Source organism: Aliiroseovarius sp. F47248L (genome assembly GCF_023016085.1).
Taxonomy (GTDB): domain Bacteria; phylum Pseudomonadota; class Alphaproteobacteria; order Rhodobacterales; family Rhodobacteraceae; genus Aliiroseovarius.
The window spans coordinates 2,221,589-2,246,426 of sequence record NZ_JALKBF010000001.1 but is presented as its reverse complement, the minus strand read 5'-3'; the positions used below and the strand labels follow the sequence as shown (position 1 = coordinate 2,246,426).

At 56.4% G+C, this 24,838-nt stretch carries 28 protein-coding genes, 1 tRNA gene and 2 pseudogenes; 13 read left to right on the top strand and 18 right to left on the bottom strand.

The features are described from left to right. Positions 1-119 precede the first annotated feature (119 nt). Both MWU51_RS11200 and MWU51_RS11195 read left to right on the top strand, forming a co-directional pair. Positions 120-467, top strand: coding sequence for a hypothetical protein (locus MWU51_RS11200; RefSeq protein WP_247037239.1), 348 nt, complete (start codon positions 120-122; stop codon positions 465-467). A 55-nt stretch (positions 468-522) separates the two neighbouring features. Next, a complete protein-coding gene (locus MWU51_RS11195; protein ID WP_247038823.1) occupies positions 523-1,029 on the top strand; it encodes a copper chaperone PCu(A)C in 507 nt (168 codons plus the stop codon). A 75-nt stretch (positions 1,030-1,104) separates the two neighbouring features. Here the strand turns inward: MWU51_RS11195 and MWU51_RS11190 are convergent, their stop codons facing one another. After that, positions 1,105-1,800, bottom strand: coding sequence for an NAD-dependent deacylase (locus tag MWU51_RS11190; RefSeq protein ID WP_247037238.1), 696 nt, complete (start codon positions 1,798-1,800; stop codon positions 1,105-1,107). Beyond that, positions 1,797-2,447: a helix-turn-helix domain-containing protein gene (locus MWU51_RS11185; RefSeq protein ID WP_247037237.1), complete on the bottom strand. Its 651-nt coding sequence runs from the start codon at positions 2,445-2,447 to the stop codon at positions 1,797-1,799. Before MWU51_RS11185 ends, MWU51_RS11190 begins: the two co-directional genes overlap by 4 nt. Positions 2,448-2,574: 127 nt before the next feature. On the opposite strand from MWU51_RS11185, the gene MWU51_RS11180 reads away from it, so the two are divergent. Both MWU51_RS11180 and MWU51_RS11175 read left to right on the top strand, forming a co-directional pair. Next, positions 2,575-2,802, top strand: coding sequence for a YdeI/OmpD-associated family protein (locus tag MWU51_RS11180; protein WP_247037236.1), 228 nt, complete (start codon positions 2,575-2,577; stop codon positions 2,800-2,802). A gap of 40 nt (positions 2,803-2,842) precedes the next feature. Beyond that, positions 2,843-3,301: a low molecular weight protein-tyrosine-phosphatase gene (locus tag MWU51_RS11175; protein WP_247037235.1), complete on the top strand. Its 459-nt coding sequence runs from the start codon at positions 2,843-2,845 to the stop codon at positions 3,299-3,301. Between the two features lie 3 nt (positions 3,302-3,304). Here MWU51_RS11175 and MWU51_RS11170 read toward each other — a convergent pair whose 3' ends face one another. The 3 genes from MWU51_RS11170 to MWU51_RS11160 form a co-directional block, all read right to left on the bottom strand. Continuing rightward, positions 3,305-3,613, bottom strand: a complete 309-nt coding sequence (locus MWU51_RS11170; RefSeq protein ID WP_247037234.1) for a hypothetical protein — start codon at positions 3,611-3,613, stop codon at positions 3,305-3,307. A 102-nt stretch (positions 3,614-3,715) separates the two neighbouring features. Continuing rightward, the gene (locus MWU51_RS11165) at positions 3,716-4,675 is read right to left on the bottom strand and encodes a 1-phosphofructokinase family hexose kinase (protein ID WP_247037232.1); all 960 of its coding nucleotides are present in this window, start codon (positions 4,673-4,675) and stop codon (positions 3,716-3,718) included. A gap of 75 nt (positions 4,676-4,750) precedes the next feature. Continuing rightward, positions 4,751-5,800 carry a Glu/Leu/Phe/Val dehydrogenase dimerization domain-containing protein gene (locus tag MWU51_RS11160; protein ID WP_247037230.1) on the bottom strand — a complete coding sequence of 350 codons (1,050 nt, stop codon included), beginning with the start codon at positions 5,798-5,800 and terminating at the stop codon, positions 4,751-4,753. A gap of 125 nt (positions 5,801-5,925) precedes the next feature. Between MWU51_RS11160 and MWU51_RS11155 the strand changes: the two genes are divergently transcribed. After that, positions 5,926-6,381 (top strand): Lrp/AsnC family transcriptional regulator, encoded by a 456-nt coding sequence (locus tag MWU51_RS11155; RefSeq protein WP_247037228.1) that lies wholly within the window; start codon positions 5,926-5,928, stop codon positions 6,379-6,381. 110 nt (positions 6,382-6,491) lie between these two features. Here MWU51_RS11155 and MWU51_RS11150 read toward each other — a convergent pair whose 3' ends face one another. Next, positions 6,492-7,970, bottom strand: a complete 1,479-nt coding sequence (locus tag MWU51_RS11150; RefSeq protein WP_247037226.1) for a hypothetical protein — start codon at positions 7,968-7,970, stop codon at positions 6,492-6,494. Between the two features lie 106 nt (positions 7,971-8,076). Here MWU51_RS11150 and lepA point away from each other — a divergent pair, with 106 nt between their 5' ends. Further along, positions 8,077-9,876, top strand: a complete 1,800-nt coding sequence (gene lepA / locus MWU51_RS11145) for a translation elongation factor 4 (protein WP_247037224.1) — start codon at positions 8,077-8,079, stop codon at positions 9,874-9,876. A 123-nt stretch (positions 9,877-9,999) separates the two neighbouring features. Here lepA and MWU51_RS11140 read toward each other — a convergent pair whose 3' ends face one another. Continuing rightward, positions 10,000-10,923 (bottom strand): RNA-binding domain-containing protein, encoded by a 924-nt coding sequence (locus MWU51_RS11140; protein WP_247037222.1) that lies wholly within the window; start codon positions 10,921-10,923, stop codon positions 10,000-10,002. Positions 10,924-11,122: 199 nt separating this feature from the next. Between MWU51_RS11140 and MWU51_RS11135 the strand changes: the two genes are divergently transcribed. From MWU51_RS11135 to MWU51_RS11120, 4 genes are all read left to right on the top strand, one after another. Next, positions 11,123-11,629, top strand: coding sequence for an alkylphosphonate utilization protein (locus MWU51_RS11135; RefSeq protein WP_247037220.1), 507 nt, complete (start codon positions 11,123-11,125; stop codon positions 11,627-11,629). Between the two features lie 46 nt (positions 11,630-11,675). After that, a complete protein-coding gene (locus MWU51_RS11130) occupies positions 11,676-11,870 on the top strand; it encodes a CTP synthetase (RefSeq protein ID WP_242114757.1) in 195 nt (64 codons plus the stop codon). 74 nt (positions 11,871-11,944) lie between these two features. Beyond that, positions 11,945-12,124, top strand: coding sequence for a CTP synthetase (locus MWU51_RS11125; protein ID WP_247037218.1), 180 nt, complete (start codon positions 11,945-11,947; stop codon positions 12,122-12,124). 55 nt (positions 12,125-12,179) lie between these two features. Continuing rightward, positions 12,180-12,256 (top strand) — tRNA-Arg (locus tag MWU51_RS11120). Between the two features lie 247 nt (positions 12,257-12,503). On the opposite strand, the pseudogene MWU51_RS11115 reads toward MWU51_RS11120, so the two are convergent. The 9 genes and pseudogenes from MWU51_RS11115 to MWU51_RS11075 form a co-directional block, all read right to left on the bottom strand. Beyond that, a pseudogene (locus tag MWU51_RS11115) lies at positions 12,504-13,373 on the bottom strand (DDE-type integrase/transposase/recombinase). A 167-nt stretch (positions 13,374-13,540) separates the two neighbouring features. Continuing rightward, positions 13,541-13,885: a RidA family protein gene (locus tag MWU51_RS11110; protein WP_247037216.1), complete on the bottom strand. Its 345-nt coding sequence runs from the start codon at positions 13,883-13,885 to the stop codon at positions 13,541-13,543. Between the two features lie 11 nt (positions 13,886-13,896). Next, positions 13,897-14,655 carry an ABC transporter permease gene (locus MWU51_RS11105; RefSeq protein ID WP_247037214.1) on the bottom strand — a complete coding sequence of 253 codons (759 nt, stop codon included), beginning with the start codon at positions 14,653-14,655 and terminating at the stop codon, positions 13,897-13,899. A gap of 2 nt (positions 14,656-14,657) precedes the next feature. After that, positions 14,658-15,347, bottom strand: coding sequence for an ABC transporter permease (locus tag MWU51_RS11100; protein ID WP_247037211.1), 690 nt, complete (start codon positions 15,345-15,347; stop codon positions 14,658-14,660). Positions 15,348-15,408: 61 nt separating this feature from the next. Next, positions 15,409-16,200 carry a transporter substrate-binding domain-containing protein gene (locus MWU51_RS11095; protein WP_247037209.1) on the bottom strand — a complete coding sequence of 264 codons (792 nt, stop codon included), beginning with the start codon at positions 16,198-16,200 and terminating at the stop codon, positions 15,409-15,411. Between the two features lie 35 nt (positions 16,201-16,235). Further along, a complete protein-coding gene (locus tag MWU51_RS11090) occupies positions 16,236-17,006 on the bottom strand; it encodes an ATP-binding cassette domain-containing protein (protein ID WP_247037207.1) in 771 nt (256 codons plus the stop codon). Further along, positions 17,003-18,394 carry an NAD(P)/FAD-dependent oxidoreductase gene (locus MWU51_RS11085; protein WP_247037204.1) on the bottom strand — a complete coding sequence of 464 codons (1,392 nt, stop codon included), beginning with the start codon at positions 18,392-18,394 and terminating at the stop codon, positions 17,003-17,005. Before MWU51_RS11085 ends, MWU51_RS11090 begins: the two co-directional genes overlap by 4 nt. After that, positions 18,387-18,704, bottom strand: coding sequence for a (2Fe-2S)-binding protein (locus MWU51_RS11080; RefSeq protein WP_247037203.1), 318 nt, complete (start codon positions 18,702-18,704; stop codon positions 18,387-18,389). The genes MWU51_RS11085 and MWU51_RS11080 overlap by 8 nt, the downstream gene beginning before the upstream one ends. Beyond that, positions 18,670-19,794 (bottom strand): FAD-dependent oxidoreductase, encoded by a 1,125-nt coding sequence (locus MWU51_RS11075; protein ID WP_247037201.1) that lies wholly within the window; start codon positions 19,792-19,794, stop codon positions 18,670-18,672. The genes MWU51_RS11080 and MWU51_RS11075 overlap by 35 nt, the downstream gene beginning before the upstream one ends. Positions 19,795-19,885: 91 nt before the next feature. On the opposite strand from MWU51_RS11075, the gene MWU51_RS11070 reads away from it, so the two are divergent. After that, complete coding sequence (locus MWU51_RS11070; RefSeq protein WP_247037199.1) at positions 19,886-20,794, top strand: LysR substrate-binding domain-containing protein; 909 nt, start codon at positions 19,886-19,888, stop codon at positions 20,792-20,794. Between the two features lie 176 nt (positions 20,795-20,970). Here MWU51_RS11070 and MWU51_RS11065 read toward each other — a convergent pair. Further along, positions 20,971-21,396: pseudogene (locus MWU51_RS11065) on the bottom strand (helix-turn-helix domain-containing protein). A gap of 352 nt (positions 21,397-21,748) precedes the next feature. Between MWU51_RS11065 and MWU51_RS11060 the strand changes: the two are divergent. Continuing rightward, positions 21,749-22,303 carry a permease gene (locus MWU51_RS11060; RefSeq protein ID WP_247038822.1) on the top strand — a complete coding sequence of 185 codons (555 nt, stop codon included), beginning with the start codon at positions 21,749-21,751 and terminating at the stop codon, positions 22,301-22,303. A gap of 137 nt (positions 22,304-22,440) precedes the next feature. Then, entirely contained in the window at positions 22,441-22,911 is a 471-nt protein-coding gene (locus tag MWU51_RS11055) for a DUF411 domain-containing protein (protein WP_247037196.1), read from the top strand. Between the two features lie 692 nt (positions 22,912-23,603). Here the strand turns inward: MWU51_RS11055 and MWU51_RS11050 are convergent. Further along, on the bottom strand, positions 23,604-24,836 hold the full coding sequence (locus MWU51_RS11050) for an HlyD family efflux transporter periplasmic adaptor subunit (RefSeq protein ID WP_247037194.1): 1,233 nt from the start codon (positions 24,834-24,836) through the stop codon (positions 23,604-23,606). Positions 24,837-24,838 lie beyond the last annotated feature (2 nt).

The following is a 24,838-nucleotide window of genomic DNA, read 5'->3' as shown; positions in this document are numbered from 1 at the left end:
GACCCGGATTGACCGGATTGAGACCGCCCAGGCTTGCCGCTTCGGGCGGTTTTCGTATGTCCGGATCTGATACGTTTTGTCGCTTGTGTCCTTGGGAAAGACAGCATAGCTCTTCGCTTATGATCCGTGTTGTCATTGCATATGCTTTATCACTGACGCTGACCGCCGCCAGTATATCGCTGGCGCACGCGCGCGGCAGCAGCCCTGATGTTGGTAATGCGATTGACATGGTGGTTTGCACCGGTGTCGGAATGAAGACCATCACGATTGGCCCTGATGGTGAACCCATCGAATCGGTTCATTTGTGCCCGGATGGGGCGCAGATATTTGCAGCCGCTTTTGATATGCCGGTCGTTCACATGCCTGTGGCGCGATTGATCACTCGGATCACACCGCTGCAGAGTGCATCCTTTCTGGGTCGCTCAACGCTGACCCCATCTGCCCGAGGTCCTCCGGTACTGATATGATTTTTCATTTCAGATCAACACTATGACGGACTAAAGGAAGAAAACCATGTCCCCTATGAAAACCATTCTTACCACCACCGCGGCTGCCCTGTTTGCCCTGCCTGCGTTCGCCGAAAGCGAGATCGCGATCGAAGACGCCTACGCACGCGCTTCGGGAATGAACGCTAAGGCAGGTGCCGCGTTTTTTCAGATCATGAACCATGGCGATAAAGATGATCGTCTGATTGCAGCAAAATCGGATGTGGCCAAGCGGGTTGAATTGCACACCCATAAGGAAACTGCTGACGGTATCATGCAAATGATGGAAGTCGAAGAAGGCTTTCCGGTTGCTGCAGGCGGGATGCACGCGCTTGAGCGTGGCGGCGACCATGTGATGTTCATGGGGCTGAACCAGCCGTTCGAGGACGGATCGACAATCAGTGTCACGCTTGTATTCGAAAAAGCTGGCGAAATGACGGTCGAGATTCCAGTCGACTTGAAGCGCAATCCGATGGTCGGCGGTATGAAGCACGGCAATATGAACAATGACCAAATGAAACAAGACACCACACCGTCGAACTGATGCAGGTGGGAAGGGCATTCCTTCCCGTCTAACCGGGCAAGACACGCAGGACCGCACCCAGATGGGTGCGGTCCTTTATGACGCATCGACGAGTTCTGAGACCCATTGTGGTACGATTATTGTCGCTGGGCCAAAATGCGCATCGTCAAAGATACCCGCGGTGGCGGACGGCTCAAGGTTAAGCTCTAGTGTCTTAGCCCCTGACGCACGTGCGTCGGCCACAAACCCTGCGGCTGGATAAACATTTCCCGACGTGCCAATGGCGACGAACAAGTCGGCATCTGACAGGTGTTTATAGATCTCGTCCATGTGATACGGCATCTCGCCAAACCAGACGATGTCGGGGCGGCTCACTGGTTTGTTGCATGCGGGGCAAAGGTCGGTGGGTGACATGGCTGCAGGCGCGGCCCAACGGTGATCGCAGGCAGCGCAGAGCGCACCCGACAATCTGCCATGCATGTGAATCACATCTGTCGCGCCCCCCCGTTCGTGCAGGTCGTCCACATTTTGCGTGATTATGGTGACACGGCCCCAATGCTGCGCTTGAAGACGTGCAAGCGCGCTGTGGGCTGCGTTTGGTTGTGCGTTTTGGCAGTTGGCACGGCGCGCGTTGTAAAAGTCGTGAACAAGGTCAGGGTTTCGTGCAAACCCTTCCGGCGTCGCGACTTCGTTCAGATCGTATTTTGTCCAAAGCCCATTCTTGTCGCGAAACGTTCCCAACCCGCTTTCCGCTGAAATGCCTGCGCCGGTGAGGATGACGATGTTGGTCACTTGAAGCCCCCGTATATGTCCATCGCTTTTTGAAGCAGATCCAGCAATGAGGCCACCTGTAACGGGTATTCGGCGGTGATTTCTCGTTCGGCGGCGAAGTTGGCCACGCGCAGGTCCCCACGCGCGACGGCTTCGACGTCGGACCAGTCGAAACTGATCTGTACCGGAGCGAGGGGTAATGAACCTGCCTGAAAGGCCACGCGACCACCTGCGACGATTAATGAGAATGGGGCGCCATCCAACAGGATCTCGGCCCGTATGTCGTCAAGCGGACCAACGGCACGTTCGAGGGCACCGGCAAGGATGACCGCACGATGAGAGACGCCATCGGGATCGGTTGGGGAAGTGGGTACGGGTTGATTGCGTCCAAACCGGGCGAGTTCGAACAAGATGCCACGGGTCGACAAACCATGATCGGTTAACGTGTAGAGGCGGTGAGATTTGGAAATCAATCCAGCCTCGCACAGTTCAGACAGACGCGTGGACAACATGTTGGACGCGATACCTGGCAACCCCGCCTTGATCTGCGCAAAACTGGCTGGTCCAGCGTGAAGTTCGCGCAGCACATGAATGGCCCAACGATTGCCTAACAGATCGAGCGACCGCGAGATGGGGCAGGACATGGTATAGGGTTTCACGCGCGACATGGCGCGGTTTTGACGGCCTTGTCTGGGGTTTGCAAGGGGTCAAACGGTTGATGGGCGAAGCCATGCCCGCCGATCCCTCTTGCCTCAACAGCTTGACGTGGCCGGTTGTGTGGTGAGACCATTACGCATGCCTTTGAAAAGACCAATCCAGCCTATGCCGTCGGATATTGAAGCGCGGCTTCGGGCGCAAGGGATGCGCGCCGCCTATGATGCGCGGCCGCCCTATCAGCGTAATGACTATCTGGCCTGGATCGCACGCGCAAAGCGCCCTGAAACCCGCGAGAAGCGGGTGGTTCAGATGCTGGATGAACTGGCGGGCGGCACCCATTACATGAAGATGAAATGGCGCACCTGACGGGTGGTGACAGTTGGCAATGCCGTGGTTAGAAGGATGCATGACTTATCGCATTCTGTTTGTCTGCCTTGGAAATATCTGCCGGTCACCGACAGCCGAGGCTGTCTTGCGTGCCATTGCCTCCGACCACCCAACGTTGAAGGTGCATATTGACAGTGCGGGCACCTCGGACTGGCATATTGGCGAGCCACCTTATGGTCCGATGCAGGATGCCGCCCAAACCAGAGGCTATGACTTGTCTCGATTGCGGGCACGTCAATTTGTCGTGGAGGACTTCGACCGGTTCGACCTGATAGTCCCGATGGATGAAAGCAATCTGGCTAATGTCGAACGTCTGCGACCCAACCGGTCAACGACGCGAGTGGAACTGTTCACGGAATTCGCGCGGGACACAGGGATGGATCATGTGCCGGACCCATATTATACCCGAAATTTTGATGAGACTCTGGACCTTGTCGAAGCTGCATCACGCGGCTTGGTTGCAGAGTTGATGCGGTAACGCCTAGCGACAGTAAGATGTGACCGTCTGTCCAAACTTCTTGTATTTCTTCCAAAAGCGTTCGTCTGAACCCCGATCCGACTGGCGAAGTGCCTGGCTGCGGTGCGGATCTTTGAAAAACTTGGCAACTTTTGCGCGTTCGGTGTTCGTCAGCATTGAATCAGCGACATTCTGAATGCAGCCACACAATGCGCGCGACGCTGCGGCGCGATTTGCACTCAGGCACGCCCGTTCGATCGACCCACCGGCAAATGCCGCCTGACTGGGAAGAATGACGGAGATTAGTGCGAAGGTGAGAAGAACCTGTTTCATAGCTGTCCTCGTCGAAATCTGCCTCGGGTTATGCAGGTCTTTGGTGCCTGTTTGCAGACAATAATACACTTAGCTGTGGCTGGATGCAATTTGCCATACGCTTCAAAGCTGCGTGATCGTGACCTGCGGCACCAAGGTGCGCAGGTCGCTATCGCGGCAAAGCTCGGTCGCTGGGCTCATCACGGCGGCGCTGGCGGCAGCTGTCCCGTGGCGCAGGGCGTCCATCCAGTCCGCCCCGGTTGCGCGGGCTAAAGTGAACGCTCCGACAAAGCTGTCACCTGCGCCGACCTTACTCACAACCGGTACCGGTGGGGTAACGGCGTGTAGCACAGTGTTTTCGAAGGCAAGCACCGATCCTTCTGCGCCAAGCGCCAGGATCACGGCATCCGCATGGCCGCTTTCAACCAAAGTGCGAGCAAACTCAGCCACATCCTTCTTGGATGAGAGGGGCCGCCCCGCCAGCGCCTCGCTTTCCGCGCCATCAAGTCTAAGGACATCCGGCACAGCCCCTTCATTTGTGGTTTGAACTGCCAATGCAGCCCCGGAGGTATCGAGCGTCAGAACAGCCGCATTGCTGCGGGTGACTGCCGCCAACACCTTGGGAAACCCAACCGGCACACCGGGCGGTTGCGAACCCGACAAAACGACCTGCATGCCGGGTGCGATGATTTTGCGGAGTCGGTCGACAAGAGCGTCCACATCGTTATTCGTCCAGACCGGACCGGGCATCACAAAGCGATATTGGGTATCGGCCTGCCGATCACTGACCGCCAGCGACAGGCGGGTTTCACCTGCCAGTGAGAAGACCATCGTGGGAATGTCCTCGTCCTTCAACAGAGCAGCCATTTGCTGCCCCCGAAACCCGGCCAAAGCAACAAAGGCGGTGGCGGAGCCACCCGTGCGGCAGATGGCGCGGGCAACGTTGATCCCGCCACCGCCCGGATCAAGAACCGGCGCGTCGCACCGCAGTTTTTCGTCTGCGCGCACTGCATCCACCGCGGTGGATATGTCCACCGCTGGGTTCAGGGTGATTGTCAGAATGTCGGCAATCGGATGGAGCATGGCGTCTGCAGCATGTGAAAGATGATGTCAGACTAGGCGGTTGGGGAAAGCACGGCAACGCCTTCCCCGCTGATATTATGCAGCTCGGGCCTTGATAGCCTTGGCCACCACGTCTTGCGCGACGGCAGCTGGGCTAACGCCCTGCTTTGCGGCTTCGGACAGAATGGCCTCCATCGTGTCGTCCAGCGCGACAAGTTTTTTGGCGACCCAATCGACACGGCCTTCGATTTGCAAAACTTCAGTGGCAACATTGATGATACCGCCTCCATTGGCGACGAAATCCGGGGCATAAAGAATGCCGCGTTCGGCCAACAGGTCAGCGTCCGAAGGTTTCGCCAACTGGTTGTTGGCCCCCCCAGCGACGGCTTTCACACCAAGTTGCGGAATGGTGTCTTCGTTCAGAATGCCGCCGATGGCACAGGGTGCGAAAATGTCAGCTTGGACAGCATAGATGTCATCCAACCCAACCGCTTGCGCGTCGAATGTCTCGGTCGCGGCGGAAACTCGACCTGCGTCAATGTCAGTGACAATCAGCTTGGCGCCGGCTTCGGTCAGCAATTCACACAGGTTCCATCCGACATTGCCCAAACCCTGAACCGACACAGTACGGCCTGTCAGATCAGCGTCGCCGAACTGGTGCAGGGCCACGCGGCACACCGCGTTGAAGATACCACGCGCGGTGATGGGCGATGGATCACCTGAAGCAAACGCCCCATCGGACAGACCAGCCACAAAGCGTGTCTTTTTCGCCAGTTCGGCCATGTCTGCTGGGCTCATACCCATGTCTTCCGCAGTCCAATAGCGGCCTTCACAGGCCTCGACTGCGCGACCGAAGGCGTGCAGCAAGGCCGGGGTTTTCAACTTGGCCGGATCACCAATGATCACGGCTTTGCCCCCACCCAGCCGCAAACCGGCAGCGGCATTCTTATATGTCATGCCTTCAGACAGGCGCAGTGCGTCGGTCAACGCGGCTTCTTCATTGGCGTAGGGGCGCATCCGCAAACCGCCGGCAGCGGGGCCAAGCACCGTTGAATGAATTGCAATAAAGCCGAGCAGCCCACATTTGGCATCCTCGACCCGGTAAACTTCTTCGTGGGTGGCCGTAGCCACTTGCGTGATGTTCATGAGATCCTCCCAATTTGCCGCGAGATTACCCAAGGTCAGTGGGCGATATTCACCAAAAAACAGCGTGGAAGTTCACATTATTGGTGATATTACTCGGTATTATCAGGAAAGATGAGAATTTTCTTATGGATGCCATCGACCGACGTATCATAGCGGCCCTTCAGGAAAACGGTCGCCAGAAATTGGGCGAGCTTGCCGATTCTGTCGGCCTGTCCTCCACGCCCTGCGCCCGCCGCATCGCCGCGCTGGAAGACGCGGGCGTTATTACGGGTTACAGCGCACGGGTCGATCAGACGAAGTTGGGCCTGCCGGTCACGGTCTTCATCTCGGTCGAACTGGAAAGCCAGAACCGCGACGCCCTGACCTTGTTTGAACGCGCCGTGTCGCGCATGGAAGAGGTGATGGAATGCCATCTGATGAGCGGCAATCGCGACATCATCCTGCGCGTCGTCGTCGCCAACCTGACTGCCTTCGACGAGTTCATGGAACACCGCCTGATGCGGGTCGAGGGGATAAGGCGCATGCGGTCAAGCTTCACGCTGAGGACGATGGTACGACGGAATGTGTTGCCGATGGGGTAGGGGGAGGGTTGGAGCGCACTTTTCGCCCGGCGGCCCCGCCGGGCAGCGCCCGCCCCGCCCCCAAGGCGGGCGCTTCACGTCACCCTAGGGTCAGGCGATGTCTTACGTTCTCATATCAGAATGAACAACCAAAGACCCAAGCTAACCAATGCTGTCAGCATCGCCGACACAGTCAGCCCCAACCGTGCAGTCTTCATGGTTTTGCTATCAAATATCTCGGCCCCTTTGGAAACCATGCAGTTATAGCTAATTCTGATCTTTGCAGCCCTGCTAAAAATCCGCGTCGCTTCATCCGCACCCGGTAACGACGGAGCACCAAATGGTAGCGGCAAAGTTGCATCGTTGATCAATTGCGGAATATCGGTTTCCCAATCTTCCGCCAATTGACCTTCCGACATCGCTACAAGAAGCGGTTTGGCATCCTCCAGAAGCTCCAAGTCTTCCTTTGATATCTCTCGTAGCGCCTGATCTATTAGGATCTTACGGTTCTCCGCCACGTCAGGGTGGGTCGCCCGAATGCCCCGCGCGCCCTCTTCCAAAGCGTCCCTAAGTGCAAGGTTCTCCTCGCTCTGGGGCATTTCATCGCTTAGGAACTGCCGCGTGATTCCCCTATGGGCGTTGACTAGACCCATCTCAATCTGCTGTGGATCGTTTCCGTACTTGGTGAATACCCGATTGAGGACGCGGACTTCTCGCGAGTGTTCATGCAGCCCGTTCGAGGGGCTGACAAGCACATCCTCCAACGCATCCCTAATCTGCGAAAGTGTTGCGCCCAGCAGATCGGGTTTCGCGATATCCAGCGGGACTGAACGGAATTTCTGGGTCTCGGTGTTGAACTCGATCTTCTCGGCAAGTGGGGCTTTCTCGGCAAGCCAAGCGGTTTTGATCTCTTCGATCTTCTCCGCAATATGCTCCGGCCCCTTCTCCCACTCCTCATCGGGAATAAGGGCCACGCGGCGCTGAAGCTCCCAGTCCAGTGGTTTTCCGTCGAGGAAACCTTGATACCAGTCGCGCCAGAAGGACCATTCGTCCCCCTGCTCAATGATCCGGTCATCCAAGGGCCTGCTATCTAACAACCATTTGGGTTCACCGACTTTCTGCCAAAGGGGTGTTGTAAGCAGCTGCGATAGTGACAAACTGGTGTCGGAGTAGATCATCTCCATAACATCACGCGTTGCTGCTGGTACTTGTGCCTTCTCCAACCCGTTTGCTGGAGACATATTTACGTAGCGGATTACTTCGAATACTTTTTCGATTTCAAAACTGTATGCCGCTTCCGCTGTGTACGTAGCGACGATTCTTGAATAGCCACCGCGTGGTGGGCCGATGCGCTTATCGCTGGCTACTGCAAACCCTGCAGCTTCTTTAGTCTCGTGTGTCGGGAATCGAGCCGCAACTGCTGCGGTCAGCAGCCGCCTTGTTGCGATCAGAGCTGGGTATATCGCTCTTTCTTCGACGAAATATTGCGATTGCGGCAACAACCCTATTGGAAGCACACGCATAGATGCACGGACAGCGATCATCAAGAAGACCTCTGGTTCTTGTTCTGCCAACCACTTTCGAAGTTCTTCTTCAGATTCGATGGTCACTTACCTGATCGCCCTTCCAAACATGATATATTTCCTTCTTGGTTCTGAGGTTGCGGGCTGTAACGCCGCTTGACTGCCTCACAATTCCCCCTCATATCCCTCCGTTATGACCGACCTTAAACACATCCGCAATTTCTCGATCGTGGCCCATATCGACCATGGGAAATCCACGCTTGCCGACCGTCTGATTCAAGAGACGAACACCGTGTCCTTGCGGGACATGAAAGAGCAGATGCTCGACAGTATGGATATCGAGCGGGAACGCGGGATCACCATCAAGGCGAACACCGTTCGGATCGAATACAGCGCGGATGATGGCGAGACTTACATCCTGAACCTGATCGACACGCCCGGCCACGTCGATTTCGCCTATGAGGTCAGCCGCTCGATGCGGGCGGTCGAAGGTTCGCTGCTCGTCGTTGACTCGACGCAAGGGGTCGAGGCGCAGACGCTGGCCAATGTTTATCAGGCCATCGACGCGGATCATGAGATTGTGCCGATCCTGAACAAGATCGACCTGCCCGCGTCCGACTGCGACCGCGTGGCGGAACAGATCGAAGACGTGATTGGCATCGACGCGTCCGGCGCCATTCAGGTGTCCGCCAAGACGGGGCAGGGCATTCACGAAACGCTGGAAGCAATTGTGCAGCATTTGCCCGCCCCCAAAGGCGATGCCGATGCGCCCCTGAAGGCGATGCTGGTGGACAGCTGGTATGACTCGTACTTGGGTGTGATCGTTCTGATCCGCGTGATCGACGGCAAGCTGAAAAAGGGCGAGCGTATTCGCATGCTGTCGACCAACGCTGTCTATCCGGTGGACCGGATCGGCGTGTTCACCCCGCAGATGGTCCCGATTAACGAACTTGGACCGGGCGAGATCGGCTTCCTGACCGCCTCGATCAAGCAGGTGCGCGACACGCGGGTGGGTGACACGATCACGCACGAGAAGAAGGGCACGACCGAGGCGCTGCCGGGCTTCAAACCTTCGCAACCCGTGGTGTTCTGTGGCCTGTTCCCGGTGGACACGGCAGAATTCGAAGACCTGCGCGACAGCATCGAGAAGCTCGCCCTGAACGACGCGTCGTTTAGTTACGAGATGGAAACCTCGGCCGCGCTGGGCTTTGGCTTTCGTTGTGGCTTCCTTGGCCTGTTGCACCTTGAGGTGATCCGCGACCGGATCGAGCGTGAATATAACATCGAGCTGATCACAACCGCGCCCAGCGTGATCTATCACATTTATATGCGCGACGGCACGATGCATGAGTTGCACAACCCCGCCGACATGCCCGACTTGTCAACGGTCGATCACCTGGAGGAGCCGCGCATCAAGGCGACGATCCTTGTGCCTGACGAATATCTGGGCGACGTGCTGAAACTGTGCCAGGACCGCAGGGGCATCCAGATGGACCTGACCTATGCCGGGTCGCGCGCGATGGTTGTCTATGACCTTCCGCTCAATGAAGTTGTGTTCGACTTCTATGATCGCCTGAAATCCGTAACAAAGGGTTACGCATCGTTTGATTATCAAATGCTGGGCTATCGCGAGGACAATCTGGTCAAGATGTCGATCCTTGTGAATGACGAACCCGTCGACGCGCTGTCCACCATGGTTCACCGCGACCGCGCCGAAATGCGTGGCCGCGCCATGGTTGAAAAACTGAAAGACCTGATCCCCCGCCACATGTTCAAAATCCCGATCCAAGCGGCCATCGGCGGCAAGGTCATCGCGCGCGAGACGCTGTCTGCCCTGCGCAAAGACGTGACCGCGAAATGTTACGGCGGCGACGCGACCCGGAAGAAAAAACTGTTGGAGAAGCAGAAGGCCGGTAAAAAGAAAATGCGCCAGTTCGGGAAAGTGGATATCCCTCAGGAAGCGTTTATCTCAGCGTTGAAGATGGATAATTAACTCATGGAAGTATTCGTGAGTAATGAGCAACGAATTACTCTATTGCTTTAGTTCAAGTGTCTCTCGCACCTGCTAATCTGACGCCAGATTCGACAAGGAAAAGGGGATTTAGCTCAGCCCGCATCAATATTTCGCTTCTTTATAAGCTTTCCGGCATTCCTTAAAGTAGAGATTGTTTTCCTCATACTTGCTACAGACAAGATCTATGAACTCAGAACTATATTGTGGGCTTGATTTCGCGTGAGGCCGATGGGAGTGAATCCCACCCGTGTTATCATCAATTCCCTCTTTGAATTTAATGCACTGAATATCGTGTGTATTAATTCTGGCGCCGCCATCGATCTTCTCATTTATCTTTTTGATCACATCTTGTTGTCGGTAAGGATACTTATCCCTTAGGTTTGGAATTCTGACTGACGGTGCGTCCGGATTATCTGTGACGTTTACCTCCGAAATAGCCGTTCCAGAGTGCGTCAAGACAACGTTTGTCCCGAAGGGAGCTTCGACGACCTGCCGAATGTTGCCCAGCCATTCCTTTCGTATAGCGTCTAGGCGTCTGTCTAAGAAAGCCTTGAGGTCATCTCTTGTGCAAGGCTCGCTTTTGGCTCCATGACGAAAATAAACGGTTCCGACACTGAATGCGGTTTTTTGACTGCCGGGCCGGGTTTCATATGTCCCGACTTTGGTGAATACAATTGGTAAATCGACAGGGCTAATGGCGATGGCTGGGTAAGTTCGGGATTCTTTCTCAATGCTTAAGATCGAAATCAGAGCAAAATCGCAACCGGTGTACTTTTTAATCTGATCTGCAATTGAGGCGGTATCAAACGTCAACAAACCTGTGCAATCAATTTCTGATGGCGATCCGTCATCGTTAACTCCAAACAGAAGGATACCTCCCCGAGTATTTGCGAATGCGATAATATCTTTGACGGTTTCAGCCCAAAATGCCGCTTTCTTGTGTGGTGAAAACTCTCTTTTGAAATCCAGAATATCACTTTCTTCCCATGTAGATGTCGCCGCTTCAATAATTCCGCCCATATCCATAAAAAATACTCTCGATAAGTAACCGTACCTCAATGCAATCAGCCTAGGGTTGCTAGGTGTGAAAATCTAGACTGATTGCACTGGGGTCGCCTCGAATTAGTGAGTATTTCAAAATTCAGTTTCAGTCCTCGTTAAGGGTTTGCTTTTATTGCATCCAGTTTTCACATACGAAACACTTTCAAACCCCGGAGCCTCTCCCATGACCTGCCCCCTCTGCGCCTCAGACGCCCCTCTCTCCTCTTTCCCCGTTCCCGGCGGACCCGAGGGCGCGGCGGTTGATATTTGCGCCACCTGTGCCGCTCAGATCGACGGCACGCCCGAGGCGAACCATTGGCGGGGGCTTGCGTCCTCGATGTGGTCCGAGGATGCGGCGGTTCAGGTGGTGTCAGTGCGGATGCTCAAGCGGATTGACGCGTCTTGGGCGCAGGATTTGCTGGATCAGGTGTATCTGGACGAGGACACTCAGGCGTGGGTCGATAATGTCGCCGCCGCGTCCCAGCACAAGGATGCCAACGGGGCCATTTTGAACCAAGGCGACAACGTGGTGTTGATCAAGGACCTGCCCGTGAAGGGCGCGGGGTTCACGGCGAAACGCGGCACTTCGGTGCGGGGGATCAGCCTTGTGGCCGACAACCCCGAGCATATTGAGGGTCGCGTTGAAGGGCAGCGCATTGTCATTCTGACGCAGTTCGTGAAGAAGAAGTAGGCAGGGCAGGGTCGGTCGGCTATGTCGCCCGGCAAGGAGGCCCCAGATGCGTTCACCGCTTTTTAAGATCGTCATGACATTTTACGGGATCATCGGGTCCACACTGGCCTCGGTTCTGGTGGTGGTCGCGCTGGTCAACGGCGTGTCCGGCCTGTGGCCCTTGCTGGGCGCGGCGGGTGTCGGGTTCGTGGTCGGGTTGCCAGTGAGCTACTTTGTCGCAAAGGCAATGATCGGCGACTGATCCAGATCAAAGAGGCGCGGCGGCGTCCGGTCCACAACACGTGCGTATTCGCGATTGTATCGAAGGAGAATGCCATGTTCCGTCTCGCCGCCGTCATCTATATCCTGCTCGGCGCCACGCTTGCCGGGATTTTCATCATCGCCGCGCTGACCGTCGGCATGGATACCGCGCAGCCCATCATCTACGCCGCCATCGCAGGTTTTGTCGTGGCATTGCCGGTGTCGTGGGTGGTTGCCAAGCAAATCAAAGGCTGATCCGTCGTTTTACGGTTGAAAGGAGTGTTGCGCCGGGGGTAAGGCTTCGTCGTGCGGTCCCTTAGCTCAACTGGATAGAGCAGCTGACTTCTAATCAGCAGGTTGAGGGTTCGAGTCCTTCAGGGATCGCCATATTGCCAAAATTGCTGACGTTCGACATCCAAAGTCCGTTTTTACAACAAAACGGATTTTTGTGGTGCTATCGGACGCGTTGTGGATTTAACGATTATAATTCAATGACTTATTTGAACTTGTGCGCCACTCTTGCTCATAAAGTTTTCAAACCCATACCGTCGCCCCAAGGCTGTCCGTCGTCAGAGTTTTTCGGACTTGTGGGGCCGCTTTGTAACGGAGGCTCTGGTTCGGTTTCTGTTTGAGTTTATGCGACCGCGGCTTGGTGCTGCAACCGGTGTTTTCGGATTGTCTGTTTCTTGATCTCCTCTCTCATCTTCAGGATTTACGCGCCGCGGCCATGATAGACATCGGCCGGGGGCAGATTGGCCAGGCTCTCGTGTTAGCGGTGGTTGTTGTAGTGATCCACAAGGGCGCCGATCTGCCGTTCCTGGTCGCCAGGTATGAAGTAGTTTTCGAGCAGCACGCGGTTCTTCATAGTCTGGTGTCAGCGCTCGATCTTGCCCTGTGTCTGCGGTTGATGCGGCGCACCGCGAACGTGGTCCAAGCCCTTGCCCACGAGATACTCAGCCAGATCGGCCGCAACGTAGGATGACCCGTTATCGCTGAGAAGGCGTGGCTTCAGCACGACTGTCGAGCAATTGCAGCCCGATGCGTCCAACGCGAGTTCAAGCGTATCGGTGACGTCTGCAGCCTTCATCGTCGTACAGAGTATCCAAGCGATGATGTAACGGCTGTAGTCGTCAAGGAACGTGCTGAGATAGATCCTGCCCCAGCCGTCAGCCGACAGGCGAATGCGAAGCATTCTTCCGAGAGGGCTCGATCATGTTTTGTTGAGCAGACGGTTCTTGAGCGTCAGTTCGGCGACCCCTTCCTTCAGGGCAGCGGATTCCGAGCGCAGCTTTTTCACTTCTGGTTCTGTCGCCTGGCGCACGGTGTCCCACGAAAGCCGGGCCTTCCCTGCTTCCAGGAACTCCTTCGACTAGGAATAATACAGGCTCTCGGCAATCTTCTCATGGCGGCACAGGGCGGCGATGCTCTACTCGCCGCGCAGGTCCGCCAGGACGATCCTGATCTTCTCCTCGGCTGAATAGCGTTTACGCGTCTTTCGCTTGATCCCCCTGACTAACTTGTCAGCGGCGTCCTTCGATGTCCCGGATTTCTTGTTCGTCTTCGCTCCATAGTGGCTTCGATGAACCAAAAATCCTCCGTTGCTCAAACCCCAAATTCTGTCCGGCAGGCGCTGACGTCAGACACCGGTGAATAACTCTTTCTCATACCAGTTTAAGCACTGACCGCTGCCGTTACGATAACTTCGACCAATAGATCAGGATCAGCCAGCTTTGCCTCTCCACAGGCGCGGGCAGGCGCTTGGCCTTTTGGAGCCCAATCGTCCCAAATTGCGTTCATCTCATCAAAATCCGCCATATCGGCGAGCCATATCGTTGCCTGAAGGATATGCTCCCGCGATGATCCTGCCTCGTTCAGCAACGCGTCGACGCGTGACAGGCAGTCGCGGGTTTGTTCTGTTACATTTGCTCCGTCGCCAACCTGGCCGCACAGGTATACGACACCTGCATGCTTGACGATTTTGCTCATGCGAGCGTTGGTATACATGCGCGTGATCATGGATTGGTCCTTTAAGTGGTTGTTTGCGCTGGAAGATTGGTCTCGTTCGATACGTCGCGCCGCACGAGGTGGCGCAGGTAGCGGCGTTCGAACCAGCGGAAGGCCCATGTGATGCACAACACGATCAGGAAATAAAGCAGGGCTGCGGTGATAAAGCCCTCATAGGCCAGGTAATATCGCCCATTCAACCAACGACCCACGCCAAGGATGTCCTGAAGCGTTATGGTGCTGGCGACGACCGAACCGTGCAGCATGAAGATGACTTCATTCGAATAGGCAGGAATGGCGCGACGGAAGGCAGATGGCAAGATGATCCGGCGCATACGGCTGCGATAGGAATGGCCGGTGGCGATGGCCGCCTCGACCTCGCCTTTTGGCGTGTCCGCGATGGCACCGCGCAGCAGTTCGGTTGTGTAGGCTGCCGTGTTGAGCGTGAATGCAATAAGCGCGCACCACCAAGCGGAAGATATGATCGGGTCCCAGAGAAAGCTTTCGCGGATCACATCAAACTGACCGACGCCATAGTAAATAAGATAGGTCTGCACCAACAGCGGTGTGCCTCGAAAGACGTAGGTATAGGTTTGGATGATGGGATCGAAGATTTTGTGTCGCGAAGCCCGGGCGATTGCCATGGGGATGGCCAGAAGCCCGCCGAGCAACAACGACAGGAACGTCAGGTTCAACGTGATCCACACACCATAAAGAAAGCGGTCGAAATTGTCAGCGATAAGGACAATATCAAGCGGGATGTAGGGGAGTATGTTTTCCATGATTAAGCCCTCACCACACCGCGGCTGTAACGCCGGCCAAGTGCGCGCAGCAGCACATCGGAAATACCGGTCAGAGCCAGGTAAATAACAAAGGCGGCGGCCATGAAGGTGAACAGCTGATCTGTCGAGCGGCCCGCCGTGAAGGCGTTGTAGACCAGATCCTGCAGACCAATGACTGACACAAGCGCCGTTGTCTTGAGTTGCACCAGCCAGTTGTTGGTAAAGCCGGGCAGCGCGTAGCGAACCATCTGTGGCCAGATGATGTGGCGGAAGATAAGCGAGCGGCGCATCCCGCAGCTGATGCCGGCTTCGATCTGGCCGCGCGGAATGGCCATGATCGCGCCGCGGAATGTTTCGGTGAAATAAGCGCCGAAAATGACACCGATCGTGCCTGCGCCTGCGATGAACTGGCTGACCTCGACATAGCCCCAAAGGCCTGTTGCGGCGCCGATGTTGTTGAGCGTGACTTGGCCGCCGTAGAAGACCAGCAAGATCAGCACGAGGTCGGGAATGCCGCGCACGATTGTGGTATAGAGGTTGGCAATGCGCCGTGCCAACCGGTTGGACGACAGTTTGGCCCAAGCGCCGAGCAGCCCGAAAAAGAGCGCGACGACAAGCGACGCAAGCGCCAGTTTGATCGTCATCAACGTGCCGGCGATCAGCTGGGATTGATATTCCAGTATCAGGTCCATCATGCGCTCCTCAGGGCAGGTGGGTGTGTCAGGGCAGCGGCGTGCTGCCCTGACGTGTGGCTTAGCTGCCCTCGGGGCGCGCGCCGTAGATATCGAACGGGAAATACTTGTCGTTGATCTCGGCATACTTGCGGCTCTCGCGAATGGCCTTGATCGCAGCACTGAATGCGTCGCGCAGCTCTTCTTCGTTCTGGCGCACGGCAATGCCGACACCTTCGCCGTAGCACTCAAGGTCAAGCTGGTCTCCGCCAAGGAAGGCAAAGTCCGCACCTTCATCCTGGCTCAGGAAGCTGTTCTGGGCGATCAGGCTATCGGACAACTGTGCGTCGATCCGGCCAAGTGCCAGGTCCTGAAAGACCTCTTCCTGTGTGCCATAAAGAACGATTTCCGCATTGGGATACATCTTCTCGGCATAGCACTGGTGCGTCGCGCCACGCTGGACGCCGATGCGCTTTCCGGCAAGCCCTTCGGCGGTGCTTTCAAAGTCAGCACCTTTTGCTGCAACCAGACGGGCAGGTGTCTGGTAGTACTTTTCCGAGAAATCAATCTGGCGCTTGCGCTCTTCGGTGATCGACATCGAAGCGACGATCGCGTCGAATTTACGGGCTTTCAGCGCCGGGATCATGCCGTCCCATTCCTGCTCGATAAGCTCGCACTCGCGCTTCATCTCGGCGCAAAGAGCCATGGCGATTTCGATGTCGAAGCCTTCAAGCGTGCCGTCCGAGGCTTTCGACGAGAACGGAGGGTATGCGCCTTCGACACCGATGCGCAGCGCGTCTTCGGCGAACGCAGGAACAGCGGCAACAGCAAGTGTCGCGGCGGCGATTGTTGAGATAAAAGTTCTTCTGATCATGGTAGGATCCTCTCTTTTGGACGTCTTGGTTGGGGTCAATTCATGCGCGATAGAAACGCCTGAAACTCGGGGGTTTGCGGGTTGGCAAACAATTTCGCCGGCGGGCCTTCTTCACAGACCTCACCTTGGTGCAGGAATACGGTTTTGGTTGAGACATCGCGGGCAAAGCCCATCTCGTGCGTGACAACCAGCATGGTGCGGCCTTCCTCGGCCAGATCACGCATCACGCCCAACACTTCGCCGACCAGTTCAGGGTCAAGCGCGGATGTCGGCTCGTCAAACAGCATCACGTCGGGGTCCATCGCCAAAGCGCGGGCGATTGCGACGCGCTGTTGCTGGCCGCCCGACAGATGCGCCGGGTAATAGTCGGCACGGTCCGACAGACCGACTTTTTCAAGCAGGGCCAGTGCCTTTTCGCGGGCCTCTGCCTTGGGCGTATGCTGAACGTAGAGCGGCCCTTCGAGCACGTTTTCCATCACGGTCATGTGGGACCACAGATTGAACCCCTGAAACACCATCGCAAGACGCGCGCGCATGCGTTCCACCTGGCGGATGTCCTCTGGCACAACCTCGCCATGGCGGTTCTGCGTCATGCGGATTTTTTCACCCGCAAGGAACACATCGCCGGAATTCGGCGTCTCGAGCAGGTTGATACAGCGCAGGAATGTGCTTTTGCCGGAACCCGATGCCCCCAGGATGGCGATCACTTCGCCTTTCTTGGCCTCCATCGAGACACCTTTGATCACCTCATGGGCGCCAAAACTCTTGTGCAGATCGTCAACTTTGAGTGCGGCGGGATCGCTCATGCCGTTTCCTCCTGATTTGGTGCCATTTCGGCAAGTTCCCCAAGCTTGACCGGGGTGATGGGCGTGCGCGCCCGTGGCGGGTCGATCTGTGTTAAACCGGATGTTTTGCCCGCGCATAAAATGCCGCGCACAGTGGCGTCACACATCCGGCCCTGACACGGGCCCATTCCGGTGCGCAGCGATGTTTTGATCTGACGGGGACCTGACGCGCCTTCACCTATGCTGGTGCGGATCTCGCCCGCAGTTATTTCTTCACAACGACAGACGATCGTTTCATCAATGGGCGACAGGAATTCCGATGGCGGCGGGTAAGCTGCATCCAGAAACGGACGAACTGCGTTGGCACGAAACAGGGTGCCGCGTGCGGCTGCCGCCCTTTGGTTGCGCGCATCGACGGTGATATGACCGGACTGATGCAGGATGTTCAGGGCAGTAAGTTCTCCGGACGCAGCAGCGGCCTCAGCGCCACCAATGCCAGCACCATCGCCCGCCACATGCAGGCCTTGCTGATTTGTGCTGCCCCAGATGTCCGTGATTGGTTGGAATGTCACTTGGTTTGGATTCCATTCGTGCGTGATGCCCGCCGATCGGCTCATGTGGGTGGACGGGATGACGCCCAGATGGGTCAGCAACAGACTGCAGGTCAGGGTCTTGCGTTGACCTTTATGTGAAAAGGAAAACGCAACTGATCCATCATCCGTGGTTTGCGCCTGAAATTGCGAAGCACCGGAATAGCGGGGTACGCGGGCCGCGTGGTTTTTACGGATCAGCCCAAGCCCTTTCATCAAAGTCGGCAAGCCGAACAATGCCTTCGGCAGATGTGGCAAAGCCTTTAACATCATGCGCGGCGTTTGTGTCTCAACCAGCGCTTTGGGCGGAAACCCGGCATCAATCATTTGTGCGGCGATCAGATACAGAAGCGGGCCGGAGCCAGCCAGCACAGCCTCTTTTGGCAGCATCGCTGCCGATTTCATCAAGATCTGTGCCGCACCTGCAGTCATCACGCCGGGCAGTGTCCACCCGGGAAATGGCACCGGACGCTCTTGTGCGCCGCCTGCCAGCAGGACATGTCGAGCCGTTGAGATATGGCTGACACCATCCCGAGACCACACGACGCGCGGCCCGCTTTCCAACCGCCAGACAGTCGCGCCGAATTCAGTGGTCACGCGGGGACGATCAAGGGCGTCCACAAAGCGCGCACCAGAGGCATAGTCCCTACCAAGCCACCCGCGCGACGCGCGATTCTCGCCAACATTGCGGTATATCTGTCCACCTGCACGCGGTTGTTCATCCAAGAGCAGCACCTTTAATCCGCCTTTGGCCGCCGTCGCAGTTGCAGACATGCCGGCAGGTCCGGCGCCGATGATGATCAGGTCAAACTCAGACATCACCGCCCCCGTTCAGCCTTCGCAGACCGATTTGGCGCTTCACAACCATACCCTCGCGCACGGTGATCATACAGGCTTGCGTGTTCGGTGTGCCATCCACGTCAACCAGACATTCAAAGCACACGCCCATCATGCAAAACGCGGTGCGTTCGCTTCCTTTGGCGGTCATACGCGTCGGCCCACCCGAATACGAGAGAAGCGCAGCAGCAAGAGATATGCCTGGCGATACCATAATGGCGTTACCATCTACATGGATCGTCACCTGTGGCGTGTCTTCAAGCGGCGTTTGAAAGCGTGAAGCGATGTTCATCGAATGCCTCCAAATCTGGTGCTGCGGGTGTGTTTTCAATCCAATCGGTGAGGACAGACGCGTGCAGCGGAGCAAGGGTCACCCCGCTGTGGCAGGTCACAAAATATGCGCCCGGATGCCGCCGCGAATGCGAATAGACGGGGAAGCCATCAGGCGACATGACACGCAGAGCGCCCCACGCCCGCACAACACGCACATCAGCCAAGGCCGGGAATACCGCAACGGCATGACGGGCCAAACCAGCCATGACATCAAGCGTTTCACTATCGTCCAGCCCTACATCCGCCTTGGTGCCGCCGATTTGGACACCGCCTTCGTCCACCTGTCGGATGGTGCTGGACAAGAACGGCAACCGTTCTCCCAGCTTCTCGGTGATCAGAAGCTCGCCACGCTGGGGACGAATTTGGGTGCTGAACCCAAGGCTTGCGGCCAGTTTCATCGCACCCAATCCGGCGCAAAGCAAAACCTTGTCTGTTCCAAGACTTTCACCATTTTCCAAATTTAGTTCAAACCCCCCGCCGGACGCAGGTGTGATCTTTGAAACATGCGCCTCTGCTCTGATCTGTCCACCAAGCGCTTTGACAGAAAGGCGCAAGGCACGCAGAAAGCGCAGCGGGTTCACATGACCATCGAGTTGGGAATAGCTGGCCCCCACAACATCACCACCGATACCGGGTATCTGTTTGCGCAGTTCATCGCCGCCAATGATCTCATGACTGAACCGGTTGCCAAGATGGCTTTGCTGCTTTGCCAGCATCCCGGCAAATTCGTCCATTTCGTCAGGGTCCGTGAAAAACTCAAAGCCGCCCGATTGATCCAGCGCCACGTCGATTCCAGACAATTCGGTGAGCCTGTGTGCAAAATCCGGCCATGCGGCCAAGGCATCGTTTGTCCATTGGGCATAGGGTGCAAAGTCCCAACCCTTGCCCTGTCCCCAAACCAATCCAAAATTACCCTGAGAGGCGCGCGCGTCACTATCCGCGCCGTCAAGCACCCGAACACGATGTCCGGCGAGCAGCAGACCCATCGCAACCGATAGGCCAACGACGCCACCGCCAACGATGGTGATTTCAGGGTTGATGGGCGACATGCAATTCCTCCGCAGTCACTGTCGCAAGATTCACTTCATATGAATAATCGTAGTATTTGTGCTATTCATTCCTTCAGGATATGTATTGGTAATGTTGCAGCGCCTCACACATCGCCAGATCGAAGCCTTTCGCGCCGTCATTGAAACCGGCAAGGTCACCGCGGCTGCCGATGTCCTTGGGACAACGCAACCATCCATCAGCAAGATGATATCGGACCTGGAATACACCGCTGGCTTTGATCTGTTCGAGCGGCGCGGTCGACAGGTTTTTCCCACCCCCGAAGCGCTTGCGCTTTACGAAGAGGTTGAACGGTCCTTTGTCGGCATGGCCGAAATATCGCGGGTCATCGAAGACATCCGCGACTTTCGAAAAGGCAGTCTTTTGATTGCGGGTATGCCAGCCTTGGCATTGAAGTTTTTGCCGGATGTGATTGCGGAATTTATCGCTGAAGAGCCTGGCATCACTGTATCGCTGCGTGCTCGAAGCTCTCAAGCCGTGCTGCGGCACCTCAGTTCGCAGCAGTTCGATCTGGGGTTTGCGGCATTGGATACCGATCATCCAGCCGTTATCCGAGAACCGACCTTCACAGCCGGAATGTTGGCGGTCATGCCCATCGGCCATGACTTGGCACAAAAGAGGGCTTTGGAACCTCAGGATTTTGATCAGCAACCCTTCATCGCCCTTGGGGCTGAGATTGGCACGCGATCTGAAACCGATCTCTTTCTGTCAAAGGCATCTGCGCGCCCGCGCATTGTCGCCGAGGCGCAACTGTCCGCATCGATATGCGAGATGGTCGCTGCAGGCGCTGGCATCTCGATTGTTGAGCCGGTTACTGCGACATACTTCGGGTTGTCGGGTCGGGTTCTGGTGCGCCCCTTGATTCCCGAGCAGCCGTTTCGGTACGATCTTCTGCTACCGGCTCTGCGCAAGCCATCGCGGGTGGCGAGCCGATTTCTGGAACTTGTGGAACACAAGTTCGCCACCCTTTTCGAGAAATAGTCTGTTTGAACTGCCCCGCTCTTATCTGGAAGGTGACATTCATACCAACAGCAACAGGTGATCAGATTGGCTTTCCCGGCCGACTGCAGACCATGATCACTCCGAACAGGATTCTGTGGGTTTGTTTGTCGGCCCCTCGACTGTTGAAATCGGCCCCAGTCGTGGGAAGCGCCGCGTCACGCGGGTTTGTCATGATCCGTCAGACAGGCCGAGTGATCGCGCAGAACCTCCAGAACACGGTAGTCGGACACCGTATCCCTGCGACACTCCCGCAGCATCCGCTTAAGCTCCGTGCGCAGGGCTTCCAGCCTCGCGATCCGGACTTCGACGTCCTTAAGCTGACGCTGCGCGATGTTATCGACGTCCGCTCAGGACCGGTCAGGGTTGTCGGACAGGTCCAGCAACTCTCGGATCGCTTCAAGCGTGAAGCCAAGCTGTCGCGCGTGCCGGATGAAAGCCAGCCGGTCGAGATCCTTGTCGCGGTATCGCCGCTGCCCGCCATCGGTGCGTTCCGGCTGAGGCAGAAGTCTGATTTGCTCGTAATAGCGGTTGGTTTGCACCTTGGTGCCGGTGCGCTCGGCGAGGGTGCCGATAGCCGACATAGAAGGCCTTATGATTGCTGCAGTGCATGTAGGTTTTAGTCAGAGCTTACAATGCTCGACAAGCCCGCGTGGGGTTGTAATTCAGAAACTTCAAAAACCTCTTGAAGCTACAGTAGCTAGAGGCTCTATGTTGCGAGTCGTTAACGGAGAAGACGACATGAGTGATAGCAACATCAACGCAAAAACAGGGTCGTGCGACACTGGTGGGTTCATACTGCCCGGTGAAGGCGCGCCACGTTTGACGGCCAGGCAGGGACTGGACTGCTGCTGTGGAACCGTCGACACCACGGTGTCTTCTTGTTGCGGTCCGACCACAAGCGTTGACGCTCCGACATGACGACGTGTGGACTGGATGCTCTGGGGCTCGGGGGCGATTATCCTGCTCAGCTATATCGCAGGCTTTGTTCTGCCGCATGATGCCCCCCTTGGGCTTGGTGTTTTCACCCATGGCATTCAAGAGATGATGAACCTGATGTGGTGGGGCATTCTTGTAGGCATGCTGCTTGATCTGTGCAACCAAGGCGTGCTGATGGTGGGTGCAAAGCTTTATAAGCGCGGTGCGAGCCTTGGACAGGTCTTTGCCTTCCTGATCGCAAGCCCGTGGAATTTGCTGCCTTTAACAGTCATTATCGGTGTTCTGATGGGCTGGGAAGGGATGGCGATCTTTCTGATCGCTTCTCTGGTCATCGCCTTCGCTACCGGCCTTGTCGTAGAGGCTCTGGAACGCGCAGGCAGGGTAAGGCCGAACCCCAACCGCGAAGACCTGCCCGCAGACTTCCACGTCTGGCGTGAGGCAAAGGCGGGCCTGCGCAGCACGTGCTATGACAGGGCCTTTGCAACAGATGTTGCGCGCCGTTCCGTCACAGCCAGCCGCATGGTGCTGCGACCGTTTATACCGAAATCCTGATTTTGCGCGAAGTCACGGGACGGCTAAAGGCGGCACTTCTGCTGCCGCTTTTTGACAGTGCCGCAGGTTCTGGTAATTGGCTGGGCGCTGAACGTCGCAGGGTAAAGTAACTTGAAATGAAATCTGGAGGATATGACATGAAAACGCTCAATCGCCGTAAACTGCTCATCGGCGCTGCCAGCCTTACCGCATTCGCGCCTCATCTGGGCCACGCGCAGGGCGCACCAGCCATCCACGTTCTGAAAGACCGCAATTGCGGCTGCTGTGACGCGTGGGTGCACATATTGCAGGACGATGGTTTTGACGTCACGACCGAAAACAGTTTGGGCACGAAACTGGTTAGATACAAGCTCGACAACGGTATTCCGCAGAACATGATGTCTTGCCACACGGGCAAGATTGGTGAGTACTTCATCGAAGGTCACGTCCCGCCTGCCGATATCCGCAGGCTGCTGTCCGAGCGTCCCGATGCCGTAGGTCTTTCGGTGCCGGACATGCCCTACGGGTCCCCCGGAATGGGACCAGAGGAGGAGCGAGAAGCCTACGACGTCTTTTTGATCCATCCAGATGGCAGCACAGAAGTGTTTATGCAGTATGAAGCTGCCTGACGCGTTTTTACTGGGGCCATACCGACAGCACATGATGCCGCGTCCGGGTGGCTCCAATACCGCGCAGTAAAATCAGGGTTTGCGTTTGCAGTCTTTCGGCTTGGATGAATGGCTGTGTTAGTGACTTAGGCGACATTGCCGCAGCAGCGTAAGTCCGGATTGTCCCGCGTAGTGTGAGTTCGAACGCCCTCAGTTTTTGCACTCGCAGCGTAGGAAGATCTCCCGGGGCCGCACCGCAGAACTCCGCTCGCTGTGCGAATGTCCTGTGAGGGTTGCTCCTGCATCGCAAGATGTTTTTGCGATTGCTATGGTCTGTCAGTACAGTCGTGTGTCCGGCCTGTTTGCGTGGCGATTGCCACGGGCCCTCCCTCTCAGCGATGCAAGCATCGCCTGCCGGGCAGTGGATGAGTTCCGCAAGCAAGGTTCCTATCGGCTAAACGACCTCAGGGGCTGCGACATTCATCGGAGTGTCCTTACTTTTGGTTGACTTCGTTTTGCATCATTGTCCGGCGTGCAGATTTATGCTGTCGATTCCGAGTCGCTAGATTTCAAGGTAGTGTTATTTGTTTAGATATCCCAAAAAAAAATTGCCGAGTCAGGTAGATGTGCAAATTTATGGACAGTCAGCACCAACTCCTATTTCTGCGACCATCGACAGAGCCCGTTCTGGCGACGCGATCATTTGAAAGACTTTAGTTAATCACCCGTTCAGACACGTTTGTTCCTTCGGATAGGCCAGACGAGGGGTAAAGGATCACGCGATCGCCCTCGGCCAATCCGGAAGTAACTTGCGCTTCGATCCCGTTATTCGGGCCAATCTCGATGGTTCGCTGTTGCGCTGTTTCGTTTTCCACAATGAACACGGTCCAATCGTCTTTGCTGCGGAACAGGGCGCTGGCGGGGACGATCAAGGTGTCTTGTGCCTCCCAAACTATGATCTGAGTTTCCACGCGAAACCCATGACCAAGGCCTGCATAATCTGCGGGCGGGCTGGTGAAAGCGATGACGGCATTCACGCGCTGTTCTTCGACGCCAAGGGCCGAAAACTGCGTGATGCCGAAGGGATCGACGCGAATGACCTCACCGGTCAAATCAGTGCCGCCGCCCCAGTCTGCAATGATGACCGCGTCACCCGGCCTGACCTGCACAGCATCGGTGGACAACAATTCAACGACGACTTCCAGATCGTTTTCAATATTTCCAATCTCCATAATTGGCGACCCAGCTAAGAGAGACGTTTCGCTTTGCTGTATGACGCGCAGAATGCGCCCATCTGCCGGAGCGTAGAGCGGAATGTCGTCTGACCTTGTGCCGATGGCAGCGGCCAGACGTGGGTCGTCGAAACCGATCAACTGTGCCTGAGCGTTGGCGATCTCGGCTTCGCGCATGGAAATAGCGGCTTCTGAAGTATCCACATTCGCCTGCGCGACGCGCGCGGTCTGTCGGGCACGGTCCAGCGCTGCCTCACTTGAGATGCCGCGCTTGACCAGTTGTTCAGTGCGGGTCAATTCAGTCTGCGCCAAGTCCCGATTTGCAACGGCCGCATTCAGATCGGCACGAGCGACACGTAATGCAGCCTGGGCTGCATTGACCGCGGCCTGCGCCTGTTCGCGGGTGCGCACGTCCAAAGCAGCCGGGTTCGTGGGGCGCATATGGGCCACAATGGTTTCGCCACGGATCACCGGATCACCCGGCTTCACTTCGACCCGCTGTAACTGACCAGCCACAGGGGTCGAAACGATGTAAGCATCGCGAACACGGGTGCGGCCTTCTTCGTCTATGGTCAAACGCATTGTCCCGCGTGATACCTCGCCTATGTCGACCATGGTGGGTTTGGGCCAGAAGGCAATAGCAAGGGCGCCTGCAACCAACAGAACGACACCGGTCGTCAGGATATGGCGGGATCGTTTTTTTGCTTTGGCCATTT

What these genes read in the sequence shown, in the direction of transcription:
- MWU51_RS11060 (WP_247038822.1), top strand. Translation starts at nt 21,749, where the DNA reads ATGCTCTGGGGCTCGGGGGCGATTATCCTGCTCAGCTATATCGCAGGC.
- MWU51_RS11195 (WP_247038823.1), top strand. Translation starts at nt 523, where the DNA reads ATGAAAACCATTCTTACCACCACCGCGGCTGCCCTGTTTGCCCTGCCT.
- MWU51_RS11140 (WP_247037222.1), bottom strand. Translation starts at nt 10,923, where the DNA reads ATGGATATGGGCGGAATTATTGAAGCGGCGACATCTACATGGGAAGAA.
- MWU51_RS11095 (WP_247037209.1), bottom strand. Translation starts at nt 16,200, where the DNA reads ATGATCAGAAGAACTTTTATCTCAACAATCGCCGCCGCGACACTTGCT.
- MWU51_RS11080 (WP_247037203.1), bottom strand. Translation starts at nt 18,704, where the DNA reads ATGAACATCGCTTCACGCTTTCAAACGCCGCTTGAAGACACGCCACAG.
- MWU51_RS11135 (WP_247037220.1), top strand. Translation starts at nt 11,123, where the DNA reads ATGACCTGCCCCCTCTGCGCCTCAGACGCCCCTCTCTCCTCTTTCCCC.
- MWU51_RS11085 (WP_247037204.1), bottom strand. Translation starts at nt 18,394, where the DNA reads ATGTCTGAGTTTGACCTGATCATCATCGGCGCCGGACCTGCCGGCATG.
- MWU51_RS11055 (WP_247037196.1), top strand. Translation starts at nt 22,441, where the DNA reads ATGAAAACGCTCAATCGCCGTAAACTGCTCATCGGCGCTGCCAGCCTT.
- MWU51_RS11050 (WP_247037194.1), bottom strand. Translation starts at nt 24,836, where the DNA reads ATGGCCAAAGCAAAAAAACGATCCCGCCATATCCTGACGACCGGTGTC.
- MWU51_RS11125 (WP_247037218.1), top strand. Translation starts at nt 11,945, where the DNA reads ATGTTCCGTCTCGCCGCCGTCATCTATATCCTGCTCGGCGCCACGCTT.
- MWU51_RS11185 (WP_247037237.1), bottom strand. Translation starts at nt 2,447, where the DNA reads ATGTCGCGCGTGAAACCCTATACCATGTCCTGCCCCATCTCGCGGTCG.
- MWU51_RS11090 (WP_247037207.1), bottom strand. Translation starts at nt 17,006, where the DNA reads ATGAGCGATCCCGCCGCACTCAAAGTTGACGATCTGCACAAGAGTTTT.
- MWU51_RS11155 (WP_247037228.1), top strand. Translation starts at nt 5,926, where the DNA reads ATGGATGCCATCGACCGACGTATCATAGCGGCCCTTCAGGAAAACGGT.
- MWU51_RS11075 (WP_247037201.1), bottom strand. Translation starts at nt 19,794, where the DNA reads ATGTCGCCCATCAACCCTGAAATCACCATCGTTGGCGGTGGCGTCGTT.
- MWU51_RS11160 (WP_247037230.1), bottom strand. Translation starts at nt 5,800, where the DNA reads ATGAACATCACGCAAGTGGCTACGGCCACCCACGAAGAAGTTTACCGG.
- MWU51_RS11200 (WP_247037239.1), top strand. Translation starts at nt 120, where the DNA reads ATGATCCGTGTTGTCATTGCATATGCTTTATCACTGACGCTGACCGCC.
- MWU51_RS11165 (WP_247037232.1), bottom strand. Translation starts at nt 4,675, where the DNA reads ATGCTCCATCCGATTGCCGACATTCTGACAATCACCCTGAACCCAGCG.
- MWU51_RS11175 (WP_247037235.1), top strand. Translation starts at nt 2,843, where the DNA reads ATGACTTATCGCATTCTGTTTGTCTGCCTTGGAAATATCTGCCGGTCA.
- MWU51_RS11130 (WP_242114757.1), top strand. Translation starts at nt 11,676, where the DNA reads ATGCGTTCACCGCTTTTTAAGATCGTCATGACATTTTACGGGATCATC.
- MWU51_RS11180 (WP_247037236.1), top strand. Translation starts at nt 2,575, where the DNA reads ATGCCTTTGAAAAGACCAATCCAGCCTATGCCGTCGGATATTGAAGCG.
- MWU51_RS11070 (WP_247037199.1), top strand. Translation starts at nt 19,886, where the DNA reads ATGTTGCAGCGCCTCACACATCGCCAGATCGAAGCCTTTCGCGCCGTC.
- MWU51_RS11170 (WP_247037234.1), bottom strand. Translation starts at nt 3,613, where the DNA reads ATGAAACAGGTTCTTCTCACCTTCGCACTAATCTCCGTCATTCTTCCC.
- MWU51_RS11105 (WP_247037214.1), bottom strand. Translation starts at nt 14,655, where the DNA reads ATGGAAAACATACTCCCCTACATCCCGCTTGATATTGTCCTTATCGCT.
- MWU51_RS11110 (WP_247037216.1), bottom strand. Translation starts at nt 13,885, where the DNA reads ATGATCACGCGCATGTATACCAACGCTCGCATGAGCAAAATCGTCAAG.
- lepA (WP_247037224.1), top strand. Translation starts at nt 8,077, where the DNA reads ATGACCGACCTTAAACACATCCGCAATTTCTCGATCGTGGCCCATATC.
- MWU51_RS11100 (WP_247037211.1), bottom strand. Translation starts at nt 15,347, where the DNA reads ATGGACCTGATACTGGAATATCAATCCCAGCTGATCGCCGGCACGTTG.